Origin of the sequence: Achromobacter sp. DH1f, assembly GCF_000633435.1 — a bacterium.
In the GTDB taxonomy this organism is placed as follows: domain Bacteria; phylum Pseudomonadota; class Gammaproteobacteria; order Burkholderiales; family Burkholderiaceae_B; genus Achromobacter; species Achromobacter deleyi.
Window position 1 is genome coordinate 31,989 of sequence record NZ_AYMF01000037.1, and the last position, 13,026, is coordinate 45,014.

10 protein-coding genes are annotated in these 13,026 nt (G+C 63.4%); 5 read left to right on the forward strand and 5 right to left on the reverse strand.

What is annotated here, in order from left to right:
• Position 1 precedes the first annotated feature (1 nt).
• The 3 genes from U858_RS0129480 to U858_RS34470 are packed head-to-tail and all read left to right on the forward strand — an operon-like array spanning position 2 to position 5,230.
• Positions 2 to 2,260 carry a YcaO-like family protein gene (locus U858_RS0129480; RefSeq protein WP_081821765.1) on the forward strand — a complete coding sequence of 753 codons (2,259 nt, stop codon included), beginning with the start codon at positions 2 to 4 and terminating at the stop codon, positions 2,258 to 2,260.
• A 10-nt stretch (positions 2,261 to 2,270) separates the two neighbouring features.
• Positions 2,271 to 4,559: a YcaO-like family protein gene (locus U858_RS0129485; RefSeq protein WP_198529767.1), complete on the forward strand. Its 2,289-nt coding sequence runs from the start codon at positions 2,271 to 2,273 to the stop codon at positions 4,557 to 4,559.
• A gap of 23 nt (positions 4,560 to 4,582) precedes the next feature.
• On the forward strand, positions 4,583 to 5,230 hold the full coding sequence (locus U858_RS34470; protein ID WP_025140712.1) for a 2OG-Fe(II) oxygenase: 648 nt from the start codon (positions 4,583 to 4,585) through the stop codon (positions 5,228 to 5,230).
• Here U858_RS34470 and U858_RS0129495 read toward each other — a convergent pair.
• Complete coding sequence (locus tag U858_RS0129495) at positions 5,227 to 6,108, reverse strand: hypothetical protein (protein WP_025140713.1); 882 nt, start codon at positions 6,106 to 6,108, stop codon at positions 5,227 to 5,229. The two genes, U858_RS34470 and U858_RS0129495, sit on opposite strands and share 4 nt — an antisense overlap.
• 289 nt (positions 6,109 to 6,397) lie before the next feature.
• Here U858_RS0129495 and U858_RS0129500 point away from each other — a divergent pair, with 289 nt between their 5' ends.
• A complete protein-coding gene (locus U858_RS0129500; RefSeq protein WP_025140714.1) occupies positions 6,398 to 6,700 on the forward strand; it encodes a helix-turn-helix transcriptional regulator in 303 nt (100 codons plus the stop codon).
• Positions 6,701 to 6,837: 137 nt separating this feature from the next.
• The gene (locus U858_RS0129505; protein WP_025140715.1) at positions 6,838 to 7,812 is read left to right on the forward strand and encodes a zinc-dependent alcohol dehydrogenase family protein; all 975 of its coding nucleotides are present in this window, start codon (positions 6,838 to 6,840) and stop codon (positions 7,810 to 7,812) included.
• Between the two features lie 582 nt (positions 7,813 to 8,394).
• On the opposite strand, the gene U858_RS35790 is transcribed toward U858_RS0129505, so the two are convergent.
• From U858_RS35790 to U858_RS34475, 4 genes are all read right to left on the reverse strand, one after another.
• A complete protein-coding gene (locus U858_RS35790) occupies positions 8,395 to 8,562 on the reverse strand; it encodes a hypothetical protein (RefSeq protein ID WP_157838872.1) in 168 nt (55 codons plus the stop codon).
• A gap of 171 nt (positions 8,563 to 8,733) precedes the next feature.
• Positions 8,734 to 9,216 carry a hypothetical protein gene (locus tag U858_RS35795; RefSeq protein ID WP_157838873.1) on the reverse strand — a complete coding sequence of 161 codons (483 nt, stop codon included), beginning with the start codon at positions 9,214 to 9,216 and terminating at the stop codon, positions 8,734 to 8,736.
• Positions 9,217 to 9,218: 2 nt separating this feature from the next.
• Entirely contained in the window at positions 9,219 to 9,515 is a 297-nt protein-coding gene (locus tag U858_RS35800) for a hypothetical protein (RefSeq protein WP_157838874.1), read from the reverse strand.
• 585 nt (positions 9,516 to 10,100) lie between these two features.
• Positions 10,101 to 13,026 (reverse strand): LysM peptidoglycan-binding domain-containing protein (locus U858_RS34475; RefSeq protein ID WP_115597041.1); only part of this gene is annotated, 2,926 nt, incomplete at its 5' end.

A 13,026-nucleotide genomic window follows, 5' to 3' on the forward strand; every position in this document is an offset into this window, starting at 1 on the left:
CATGGCTTCACAGACCGACGCCACCGCGCCGCCCAGCCCCCTGGCGCCGCGCGCGGCAACGACGATGTGTCCGGCGGTCACGGGCACTGCCATCCTGACCGGCCGTCGCCTGCGCATCCGCCACGCCGATGGCGAGCTGTCCGTCACCGCGCCGCCCGCCTTTCTGCGCGCGGCGCTGGATCTGTGCGACGGCACGCGCCCTGTCGATACCATCCTGTCGGCGTTGCCCGCCGCCATCGACGCCACGCGCTTCGCGGCCTTTCTGGCCGATCTGCTGGCGGCGGGGGCCTTGGTGGACGGCAACCTGTTGACGGCGCATGCACTGCAATACGCCAGGCAGGCCGCCCCGCACGGCCGGTCCGCGCCGACACAGGACACGGATCGTCTCAGCCGGCGTCCGCGCGGGCCCGCCTCCGCGTCGGCCGCGGGTGATCTGCGCATCGACACCGTCGACGAAGCCGCCTGGATGGCGCCGCTGAACAAGCGGATCTCCCGCTACGCCTTCGCCGATACGGCCCTGCCGGCCGGCAGCCTCACGGGCTTGCTGTGGGCGCTGTGCGGCATCGTGCGGGCCGGCCACGAGCGGCTGGGCGGCGACGTTGCCCGACGCACGCTCGCCTCTGCCGGCGCGCTGCATCGGGTCCACCCCTACGTGGCGTTGCGCCGTCCGGTCGACGGCCATGCGGCGGGCGTCTACCGCGTGCACTATCCCGGGCCGCGCCAGGTGGCGCTCGAACGCGTCGGCGATGCCGCCCTGTTGATGCGCGCCTTCGTCCAGCCCTGGCATGTGCAGACGGCCACCGGCGGCCTGTTTCTGGCCGGTGATATCACCGTCGCCGCCGCCCGCTACCGCAACCGCGCCGTGCAGTACCTGTACACCGAAGCCGGCGCCGCCTTGCACAACGGCGCGCTGGCTGCCACCGCGCTGGGCCTGGGCTACGCCACGCTGGGCTGCTACGACGAAGCGGCCGTGCAGGCGCTTTGCGGCACCGGGCCGCAACTGATCCTGGGCTCGGCGGTGTTCGGCCCGCTGCCAAACGCGTCCGCGCCGATGGCAACCGGCCCGGAACTGGAATTCTCGTGGATCGACACGGGCCCGCCGGCTGCTTCGGCTACGCCGGGCGCCGCCCCGTCGCTGCACCTGGCCCGTGCTCGCCTGCGGCACGACGCACCCGACCGCGACGATGCCTGGGGCGCTGCCCTGGACCCGGACACCGCCTATCGCAAAGCCAGCGCAGAAGCCATCGAACGCCTGGCCTGGCGTACGCCGACGGCGCCGGCCGAGGCCTGCGCCCGCGACCTGCCCGGCGCGCTGGACGCATCCGCCTTCATTCGATATCGCACGGCCCAGTACCGTCGGCCGGGCTTTCCTTTCCGGCCGTTTTCGGCGGCCCAGCGCTACCACTGGGCCCGCGCCACGCACAGCGGCGATGGCCGCCCCGCCTGGATTCCCGCCGACCTGGTCTACGCCCGGCCGTCGCTCGTTGCCGCCGGCCTGGCCGCCCATCCGCCCCTGACCTACGCCACGACGTCCGGCTGCGCGGCCGGCGCCACGGTGCCCGACGCCGTCGAACGCGCGCTGTGGGAACTGGTCGAGCGCGACGCCTTCATGCGCCACTGGCTGGGCCAACGGCCCGGCGCGCCCTTGGCCGAAAGCCGCCTGCCCGCGGATATCCGGGCGAGCCTGCAACGGCTGCGCGCGCTGCCTTGCCAGATCAGCGTGCAACGGCTGGACTCGCCCTGGGCACACGTTTTCATTGCCTGGGCGCGCAACGACACCCGCCCCTTCACGACCCTGGGCGCGGCCGCGGGCGCCGATCCGCATGAGGCCCTGGCGCATGCCCTGGCCGAGCTGGAATCGCGCGCACTGGCCTGGACGCTGGACCATGCCCCCACGATCAGCCACCCGGCCGCGGTGCGCACCCCGGCCGATCATGTCGAGCTGTATGGCGTCAGGCGGTATTACCGGCGCGCCGATGCGCTGATTCAACCGCAGGCCCCCGCCATCGACTGGCGCGAACCGATGCAGCCGCCCCAGCCCGGCGCGCTGGCGCAGCGACTGGCCGCGGCCGGCCTGGCGCCCGTCATCGTCGATCTCACCACCCCGCAGTGCGTGCTGGACCACGGCACGCGCCCGCTGCACGTGGTCAAGGCATTCGTGCCGTCCCTGGTGCCCCTGTCGTTCGGCGTGGGGCAGGAGCCCCTGGGCATGGTCGATGCGGTGCATCGCCACGCCAAATTTCCCCATCCCTTTCCTTGACGACCTCTGCATGCTCACGCCAGCCTTAATCACCGCCGAAGACCTGGGCGCCAACGACCCTGACAGGGTGTGCCCCATGCTGGCCGGCCCCGCGCTGATCGATGGCGACACGCTCACCGTGCGCCACGCCCAGGGCGACATCGCCATTCGCGCCGACCGCGCCTTGCTGCGCCGAGCCTTCGCCCTGTGCGACGGCACCCGTTCTATTACGGAACTGCTGGACAGCGTCACCCACCGCGACACCCGCGATCGGCTCAGCCGGTTCATCCCTTTTCTGCTGGACAGCGGCGCCCTGGTGGACGCCGGCAGCTACCTGCTGACCAACATGGGCTTTGCCTGGGGCAGCAACCCCTATGGCCAGCCAGCGGCCGACAACCTGTCCGACCGCATCGACCAGCGCTTTGCCAACGCGGCCATCGCGTCCGAGCAGCCCCTTCCCGCCGCTGCGGCAACGCCCCGACCCATCCTGCAACGCGCCATCGCCCGCCAACCGGACGACGCCCTGCAGGCCGCCCTGGACGCCCGCCGCTCGACCTACACCTACGGCGATGCCCCCGTGTCGCAAGACGCGCTGGACGCCCTGGCCTGGTCGCTGGCCGGCATCGTCTGCACCACCCGCCAACGCGCCGGTCACGTGCTGCCGCGACGCACCACGCCGTCGGCCGGCGCCATGCACCTGACCGAGGTCTACCTGGCCTTGCAGCGGCCCACCCAGGGCGACGCGGGCCAGACGCTGGCGCCCGGCCTGTACCGCGTGCGCTATCCCGACGCCTATCGCCTGCAATACGAATTGATCGACCCGTCGCTGGCGACGCTGCCGCGCGCCATCGCCAAACCCTGGCTGCTGGAATCGGCTGCGGGCATGATCTTCCTGGCGGCCGATGCGCAACTGGCCACGCTGCGCTATCGCAACCGCGCGGTGCAATACCTGTACACCGAAGCCGGCATGGCATTGCAGAATGGCGCCTTGGCTGCCAGCCACCACGACCTGGGCTTCGTCACCTTCGGCAGTTATTACGAAGCCATCGTGCGCAGCCTGTGCGGCACGCCGGACCACCTGATCCTGGGCGCGGCGATCTTCGGCGCCCTGCCCACCGCCGGCCAACTGGCCCAGGCAGACGCCGCGCCCACCGTGGATTTCGTGTGGGCCGATGCGCCTTCGGCTGCCTACACGCTGCCCTACTACGTTGGCCGCGCCAAGCTCCGGCACGGCCCGATCGAACGCCCCACCTGGGGCCGCGACACCGACCCCGTGCTGGCCTGCCGCAAGGCCGTCGCCGAGACCATCGAACGCCAAGGCTATTGCGAACCGCGCGACCTCAACCAGGCCGTCTACGCCGACCTGGCCGATGTCCTGCATCCGCACAAGATCGCGCGCTTTACCCCGCAGCAATACCGCCGCAAGGGCTTTCCCTGCACGCCGTTCGATGAGCATGCCCCCCAGTTCTGGGCCAACGCCGAACGCCTGACCGACGGCCGACGCATCGCCGTGCTGGCCGACCTGGTCTACTCGGCCGACTCGCTGCGCAACCGCCATGGGCAAAGCGCGTTCTACTGGTACAGCAATTCCTCGGGCTGCGCCGCCGGCACCACCCAGGCCGACGCCCGCCTGGCCGGCATGCTGGAACTGATCGAACGCGATGGCTTCATGCGCCATTGGCTCGCCCAGCAGCCCGGCACGGGCCTGCCGGTCGACTCGCTGCCTGGCTCGTTCCAGGCGCGCGTCCGGGCCATCCACGACACCGGTTTCTCCGTCTCGGTCCAGACCTTGCCGTCCCCCTACGCCCAGGTGATCTTCCTGATGGCGCGTCATGCCGAGCGGCGCGTCGCCTGCGTCAGCGCAGGCGCCGGGCTGGGCCTGCAACGCGCCCTGGAATCGGCCCTGGCCGAACTGGAATCCCGCGTGTTCTCGCTGCTGCACGGCGTTGCCATCGGCCGCGTCCGCCCGGCCAGCGTCCGTACGCCCGACGATCACTTCGACCTGTACGCCAGCCCCACCTGGTTTGACCGGGCCGACCACCTGGCCACGCCCACGACGCACCAGCCTTTCACGCAAGCCGAACGCCGCGACCTGCCGAACGCGCAGGCGCTGTACGACGGCCTGATCGCGCAAGGCATCGCCCCCTTGTTCGTCGACATCACGCCCCGCCAGAACGCCCTGGGCTCGGGCGAACGCCTGACGGTTGCGCGCGCCTTTGCACCCGGCCTGGTGCCCATGTCATTCGGTAGCGGCATGGAGCCGCGCGGCAGCGTGGCCAGCCACCATCCCGCGTCGACCTTCCCCCATCCCTTTCCCTGAACGCTTCACTACCCGGAAACCCCATGCAACTGCCCGCCGGCGTTGACATCCATGACGACTGGTTCACGCCCGACCTGCTCGAGCGCCTGACCCAGGCGTCCAACTGGATGCCCATGTACTTCCTGAACCGCGCCAGCCGGTTCGACACCCACTCGCTGGACATCCACTGGTACTACCCCGTCGCCGTCACCGAAGAAGCGCTGTTCGGCCGCGTCGAAGACCAGATGGACGCGCTGGAAGAGCCCCTGGACGTGCTGCGCGAAACCTGGGAAATGGTTGCCGCCCGCATCGGCGGCACCCTGGGCCTGTACGAATGCAGCGTCAGCGCCAACACCTTCGGCACCGAAGGCAATCCGCACTTCGACTTTCGCAACCGCGCTGTCGCCCCCGCCCACCTGACCGTGCTGATCTACTGCAGTCCGCAATGGGACATCACCTGGGCCGGCGAAACGTTGATCTTCGACGAAGACGGCGAAATCAGCGGCGGCATCATGCCCCGGCCGGGGCGCATCGCCATTCTGCGCGGCGACCCCCACCACGTCGGCCGTTCCGTCTCGCGCATCTGCCCCAGCGACCGCCGCGTGCTCGTCTTCAAGATGTGGGATGAAACCCTGCTGCAGACCTTGGTGGATGCCGCCAACATCAAGCGGCCGGCCGCCCAGCCGGGCTAAGCGGGCGCGTCGGCCTGCGCCTCGTCGTCAAAGACCGACGCCAGCATGTGCGGATACACGCTGGGGTGAATCATGGGGTGGCTGTTCATTTCCAGCAGCCACACCCGGTCTTCGGCGTCGATCACCGCGTCCAGCGTGAACACGGAATTGCGCTGTACCGCCGCGTCGATGCCGCGGTACAGCAGTTGCCCGGCATAGCTGAACTGCGCGGCGATCTCCGGCGCCACCGACGACCACACATTGCGGTTTGCCACCGTCACCCGGTCGTAGGGCGTCATGTAGCGATAATCCAGCACCACTTCCGTCCCCGCGGGCAGCACCGAATCCAGGTCCACGCCCTGCCAGGCCAGAATCTGCACCGAGTCTTCCAGCTTCAGCGCCACATCGAAATTGCCGCGCGGTTGCGCCGCGATCTCGCGCAGGCTGCGCCGGCCATCCCCCGCAATCGTCGGCGGGCTCAGTACTTCCAGCGCCACGGGCTGGCCATTCCAGAACCAGGCCTTGGCGCTGCGACCCCGGATGAACTGCTCGAAGAACTCGCCTTCCGCCAGCGCCACCGTCGGGTCCAGCGGCGCCAAGGGGCCAAACGGCCCGCGTATCCCCTCACCGAACGACCCCACTGCCGGTTTCACGATGTAGTCGGGCGCCAGGGTCGGGCCGTCGGACCAGCTGGCCGTCACCCGCAGGCCATTGGCCACGGCGTAGTCCTTGAAATTGCGCTTGTCGTTGGACAGCGCCCACGACTTCACGATGTACGGCATCCATCCGATGAAATTGCCGTCGGCCGACATGTCGCGCTGGTACACGATGCGGCCCTGCTCTTCCGTCACGAAGCGCGGAAACAGCACCACCTTGCGCTCGCCCAATTGCAACGACATCTCGTACGTTTCAGGTGCAATCCGCATCTGGGCGCCCCGCTCAAGCGCCCACTCTCGGATCGGGTACAGGTGTTTGATGGGGCGAAAAAGATAGTGCATCGAGGCAGGTTCGGGCGTGACTGGGGGGGCGTGACTGGGGCGGGCGTGACAGGGGTCGTGGACAGGACAATCCTGCGCACCCCCAAGTGTTAACTTCTCCCGTCCGCAGGCGTCCGGTTTAGGGGACCAAGCCATTCACGCCGTCAGGCCGTGTATTGACATATCGGAAAATCTCGATATCATGGCAACCATGGACTTGCTCGAAATCTTCAAAGCCCTCTCGAACCGCACCCGTCTGGACATCCTCAAAGGGTTGAAAGACCCTGCCAAGAATTTCCCGCCGCAAGACGAAGGCGACGTTCACACCGTGGGCGTCTGCGTCAGCAGCATTCAAGAAGGCGTCGGGCTGTCGCAGTCCACCGTGTCCGACTACCTGGCCACCCTGCAACGCGCGGGTCTGGTCGAAGTCCGACGCATTGGGCAATGGACTTATTACAAGCGCAACGAAGCCACCATCCGCACGCTGGCCGGGCTGATTGGCAAAGATCTCTGATTTTTTCTGTGCTCTTCTCTTCACCCTTTTTTTTCACCGTTCCCTTCACCCTTTTTTCGCACTTTTTCTCACCCCTTTTTTTCGCACCAACACATCGATAATTCCCGATATCCCTTTTTACCGAAACAAGGATTCTCATGAAAGCTTTAGTACTTACCGCCTTTGGCGGCCCGGACGCCTTCGAACTGCGCGACGTGCCCAAGCCCGTGCCCCAGGCGGGACAAGTCCTGGTCCGCGTGCAGGCCACCGCCATCAATCCGCTGGATTACCAGGTCCGCCGAGGCGACTACCCTGACCTGGTGCCCCTGCCCGCCATCACCGGCCACGATGTGTCCGGCGTCGTCGAGGCCGTCGGCCCCGGCGTCACCGCCTTCGCCGTCGGCGACGAAGTCTGGTACACCCCGCAGATCTTCGACGGCCCGGGCAGCTACGCCGAATACCACGTCGCCGCCGAAAGCATCGTCGGCAAAAAGCCCGCGTCGCTCAGCCATCTTGAAGCGGCCAGCCTGACCCTGGTGGGCGGCACGGCGTGGGAAGCCCTGGTCGTGCGCGCCGGGCTGCGGGTCGGCGAAAGCATCCTGATTCACGGCGGCGCAGGCGGCGTGGGCCACGTCGCAATCCAGCTCGCCAAAGCCATCGGCGCCAAGGTCTACACCACCGTCCGCGAAGCCAACTTCGAATTCGCGCGCAGCCAGGGCGCCGACGAGGTCATCGACTACGAACAAGAAGACTACGTCGACGCCGTCATGCGCTTGACCGACGGCCGCGGCGTCGATGTTGTGTTCGACACCATCGGCGGCAACACCCTGGCCCGCAGCCCCGACGTGCTGGCGCAGCTAGGCCGGGTCGTCAGCATCGTAGACATCGCCCAACCTCAAAACCTGATCCAGGCCTGGGGCAAGAACGCCAGCTACCACTTCGTCTTCACCCGTCAGAACCGCGGCAAGCTCGACGAGCTGCGCGCGCTGGTCGATCGCGGCCAACTGCGGCCGCATGTGGGCGCGGTGTACGCGCTGGCGGACATTCCGGCGGCCCATGCTCGGTTGGAAAGCGCCAACAATGGCTTGAAGGGGAAGATCGCGATTGCGGTCGGGCCGTTGGCGGAGGCATGACACAAAGCGCTGAAATGCGTCGTGCGCTGCCTGCTGACACCGCATAAGCGTCGGCGGGCAGCGCACGGGCGGGGGCAGCGCCCGACCGTGATAATTCGGACGCTCTCGCGGGTCATACGTATTGTTTTTCACCTCGCAATGCCTAGACTGGATACATCCCAACCCAGCGACCTTCATCGGCTATCGCCATGCCCAAACCTTCCACTCCCCCCTCAACCCAGCGCCCGGCCGGCAAGATCAAAAATACCCATCCTTCTGAGCCTGGCAAGGCATCACCGACACCCACTTCCCTCCCCATACATCAAGGCAGGTCCTCTGGCGGTTTCGTCGTATATACCTCGCCCATTGCGCCCCGTCACGTCTGCGTCGAACGGATTCGTGCGGCCGTCGCGGCCGCGGTCACTGCAGAATCACGGTGATCTCGGGTGGCCTCAACACACGGCGCAGCATTGCCGCCTTCGGTAACGACAACCCTGCGCGCAGCAGGCAATGGTGCCCAGGCTGATTTCAATACGTCGGTGTTTGTGAACTGCCCGTTCGACAACGAATTCCTGCAATTGCTGCATGCGTTGCTGTTCGCAATCAAACGTAGTCTGACACGTTAATTTTGATGGCGTCGTATGTGTACCCTTCCGTGGTGAAGCCGGCCGCCGTACCGCCGTCGGCGTAGATGACCTTGTCCCAATACGTGTCGGACTGGCGGTTGCCGTTGGCGTCGTAGTCGAGGTTCTGGCGCAGGTAGCTGTCCAACTCCTCTCACAGACGGAATCTTGCAATGGCCGTGCAAGGAAAAATCGTGACCAAGTTAAATAATTGGCTTAGCCAAACCGTACCTCAGAAAATAAAAAACCCCGGCATCACTACGTGGCCGGGGCTTCCCAATTACTTCCGCATCAAACGTAGTCTGATACTTTAAATCCTCTACTTAATAACTTGGGAAATCGGAGCACGAGAAAATTCCGCAACACCATTATGGCTACCAATATCAACCCCGACCCCTGGAATCTCAATTACTTCCAATCTAAGCGGGACAATCAATTTACGCAAATTGGGCAGCTCATAAAACATCAAATCCACAAGCAACGAAATATCGCGATCCGGCCTATCCTTTTCACTGTCGAGAGCGAGATATTCCATTAGATTTGCGATCTTCCCATCAGAGCTTAGCGACACACCAAAATGTGGTGGAGTGGCTGTTAGTCGACTTGCCCCTATCCTTACATAGCCAAAACTTCGCATCCGATTAATTAAAACATCCGCTTCAGCACTCGTTGCCTTTCTTGACAAGCTCGCAGACTGGTCTTTTCCATTCTCCAGAATATACGAAATATTTGAAGTAAGTAGGCCATCTCTAAGAGCTTCCCATAAAGCAGGATTCTTATTTGGATCCGATGGAAAATACATGACTAATTACCTCCGAATGGATTCGAATTGTATGCACCACCATATGGACGTTGGTAGTAATTTTCAATAGTACGATTGCGCTCGGAAAGATAGTTTTCAATAAGCGTACGTCGCGCCCCTTGGTCACCGATGCGCCGCGCAAAACCAATTTCGCCCAAATATTGGCGACGCTCTGTAGCAATAATTAGCTCGGGGTTCTTGAAATACTCAACACATCTTGGAAAGCCAAGGGCTTGATGGTCTAAAAAATGCCCATACTCATGTCTTAGCGCAGAAATAGAAAACTCACTGGGGAGCAAAATTTCATTTCCAATTGCACCACCACTCGGATTGCATTATGCGTAGTCTGACACGTTAATTTGCAGGTAGCTCTCTGACACCTCACGCAGACAGAATATTGCAATGGCCGCGCAAGGAAAAAATCATGATCGGATTAAATAATTGGCCTAGTCAAACCGAACTTCAGGAAATAAAAAAACCCCGGCACCACCACATGGCCGGGGCTTCCCAATTCCTGCCGCATCAAACGTGGTCTAATACATTAAATCTACTCACCATACTGCCCCGATTACAACTAAACGCTTGACCGGCAAGACGGTATCTCTAAATTCTAAATTTCAAATGGACCTACTTCCCCTTTGCTGCAAGTTCCTTCATAAATGCACGCATGCTCTTCATAGCAAACTCGTTTTCACCATACAGACAGTAATGCTGCTGATCTATTGGGCAAATAAGACCAGATATGGGGTGCCCCGGCTGCACTCCTGCAGGGATGGACTGAAGTACTGCAGAGCACACAGGGCAGACTACACGTAGGCCTTCCTCATACTTCCGAAGCGGCTCGGCTCCCGATAGGGAACCTGCATTGACTGTTTCTTGCATCTTTAACCTCCGAACGGAATCTTCCCACTGGGCAGGTGAGGATACAGTTCCTGCACCCTATCCAATATTAATTGGCGTTCAATCAAACTAGGCCTACGGCTTTCACTGAAGAGAAATTCATTCCGAAACGCCAGATATTCCTCATACTGCGTAGTCGGTAAGATCTTACTCCTAAACGCGCGATTCTGATGAACGGCCTCATGCACAACAGTAGAGGCTGCCTCTTTCGCCGACGTGTGCCTCAGCATATTCACCGTAACAGTGTTGTTGTAAGGATTGAAGAGCCCCATCTCGTGCATCTGCGGATCATTTACAAAACGCACTTCAGTTCCTTGAGCCTGTAGGCGAGCATAGGAGGCGCGCCCAACACCGTTCTCCGAGAGAATTAAACCAGCTTCCTTACTGAATGCTCTGTCCACAACATTGAGGGAGGTATCAAACGACAGCTTGGCACCTGTGCCAGTGGTATTTCCAGCACTGAGAACTCTGGTTGAAGTAGCACTTATATTCGAACCGCTTAGACCCACCACAGGGGCTTTCGTCAACCCGATCCCAAATACAGTCGAACCCGCTTCGCCCAATGATTTTAATCCATAGAGCACAGCCTGCCCGTAATTGCCTTTCTGCCAATTGCTGGACATGCTGTCCACGCTACCCGCTCCGCTCAGGGAGGACCAAAGCGCTTTCGTCCCTCCCCAGAACTCCCGCGCGGCATCGCCAGCAGTCACTCCAAAGCTGGGACTTGGGCCTTCCATCACGCCCAAATGGCCTCCATTGAATCCCCGGCCGAAATCATCCAGGAAGCTGGACGAAATCCCTGCTCCCGAATACTTCCGCTGCTCCCATGGAGCTCCCTCCAGGCCAACCGGCGTGCCTGGACTGAACAGCAAACCTCGCGGGGTGCCTTCGAACTCCCACGTATCATCCGAGTACGCCGTCGTTCCCGGCATGGTGACGATATCTTCATCACCACTCTTGGGTCCTTGCTTGACCAACATCGCCGGCCCCGCAACTAGCGTCCCACTATCGGACGACCCACTCCTCTCATCTCTGGCCCTTCCAAATTCGGCCACCAGGGCGTCGTACATCGCGTCGTTTGACTGCCGCGGCCCAGCAACCTTGGGAAGATCTTGTGAACCAGCCTCTCTTGCCCACGCAGGAAGATCTTTTTCGTCCACACGAATTCCGCGTAGCTGAACACTATCCGATCCGGACCCAAAAGTTTGCGCAGCGAGTCTCTCCACCACCGAATTCCCCAGCGCATTCCCAAACGCGTCAGTGGCAATCTGCAAGTAGTTCGCCTTGCCGCCCGACAACACCGATGCAGCAACGCCGCCCGCTGCGCCCGCCACAAAGCCACGCGCCAATCTTTCACTGAAATCCGACGCGTTCGGGAACACTTGCGCTCCCACTGCCGAACCGACACCGGCGCCGATGCCGGCGGCCGCTACGTTCGTCCAGTTGAACTTGGACTGCAACCCGGTCGCCATCGCGATGCCCTGGCTCATGGTGGAACTCACGGTCGCGCGCAACGCCATATCCACCGCGGTGGAACCAGTGGTGAATCCTGTCGCTGCACCTCTCGCTGCGGCATCCACCAAGGCCTGATTTCCACTCAGGAAATTCGCGCCGTTGAATGCAGCGCCGACCCCTGCGGTCACACCCGCGCCTAACGCGCTGGTTGCGACTCCCTTCCACGAGAACTTGGACTGCACGCCGATCGCCATGCCTACGCCTTGGCTCACGATGCTTCCCACCGCGCCAGCGGCCAAACCGATCCCTACAGCCGCCAATCCAGACACCGCCGAGGCACCGGTAAGGACGGCAGCGCCTGCCGCCATCGTGGCCCCAAAGCCCGTAGCCGCGCCGGCCGCCACAGGCGCCAGCGCCCCGGCCGTAAAGACCGTCGCTACCACCGCCACCACCGCAACGATGATCATCCCGATCCCGCCGCACCCGCCACCGCCACCGCTATCCGGTTTCGGCACCGGCATCGTCGGCTGCGTATCCCCGATCAACTTACCCGGGTCATACGGCTTGAACGACTTGTAGTCGTTGTGGTTCCCAGACACCCGATTCGGAATCGTGACCGTGGCCCCGACCCGCAGATCGCGGTCGCTGGCCAGGCCATTGGCTTCGGCCACCAGGTACCACAACCGGCTATCTCCATACGCCTGCTGCGCAATGCTTTGCAGCGTATCCCCCGCCTGAATCCGATAAGACCCCGGGCTGGCCGACGGGTTGCCCCCATCAATTGGCCGGAAACTCGGCGAGAAGTCATCCGCGCCTGCGGCCGGGCCGGTCGTGCCCAGCAGTTCGCCGTTGACCACCAGCGACCGGATCGTCTGGCCGTTCTGCACCCGCTGCAAAATCTTGCCGCTGGCGTCGTTGACCAGGGTCTGGTTCTTGCTGGCGTCCTTGGTGTCGACCACGCCAATCAAATTACCGTTGACGTCGTACTGGTAGGTCGTCTGGCCCGGATCCAGCGCGGTGCTGGTGCCGGACAGCGTCTTCTCGCGGTAGCCCTCGAAGCGGTCGTGGGCGTAGGTGTATGTGTTGGTGTACGGCGAGCCGTCGTACACATCCATGCGGTACTGCGTGACGTTGCCGGCCTGGTCGTAGCCGGAATACGTGGTGGCGTAGCCGCCCGACAAGCCGGCATCGGTCATCTTGAGCACCCGCGCCGAGTACAAGCGTCCGGCGCCGTCGTAGACGTTGCGGCGCTGTTCGCCCGCCAGCCCCGACCGATCAAAGAACGCCTTGCCCAATGAGCCGTCGATGCCGCTGAGCACCACGCGGTCGGCGCCGTCGTAGTAGCGCGCATCCAGCAGCAGCCCGTCGCGCCGCAGCGTGGTCAGGCGGTTGATGGCGTCGTAGGTGTACCTTTCCGTGGTGAAGCCCGCTGCCGTGCCGCCGTCGGCGTAGATG

What these genes read in the sequence shown, in the direction of transcription:
- U858_RS34470 (WP_025140712.1), top strand. Translation starts at nt 4,583, where the DNA reads ATGCAACTGCCCGCCGGCGTTGACATCCATGACGACTGGTTCACGCCC.
- U858_RS0129505 (WP_025140715.1), top strand. Translation starts at nt 6,838, where the DNA reads ATGAAAGCTTTAGTACTTACCGCCTTTGGCGGCCCGGACGCCTTCGAA.
- U858_RS0129480 (WP_081821765.1), top strand. Translation starts at nt 2, where the DNA reads ATGGCTTCACAGACCGACGCCACCGCGCCGCCCAGCCCCCTGGCGCCG.
- U858_RS0129500 (WP_025140714.1), top strand. Translation starts at nt 6,398, where the DNA reads ATGGACTTGCTCGAAATCTTCAAAGCCCTCTCGAACCGCACCCGTCTG.
- U858_RS0129485 (WP_198529767.1), top strand. Translation starts at nt 2,271, where the DNA reads ATGCTCACGCCAGCCTTAATCACCGCCGAAGACCTGGGCGCCAACGAC.
- U858_RS35795 (WP_157838873.1), bottom strand. Translation starts at nt 9,216, where the DNA reads ATGTATTTTCCATCGGATCCAAATAAGAATCCTGCTTTATGGGAAGCT.
- U858_RS0129495 (WP_025140713.1), bottom strand. Translation starts at nt 6,108, where the DNA reads ATGTCGTTGCAATTGGGCGAGCGCAAGGTGGTGCTGTTTCCGCGCTTC.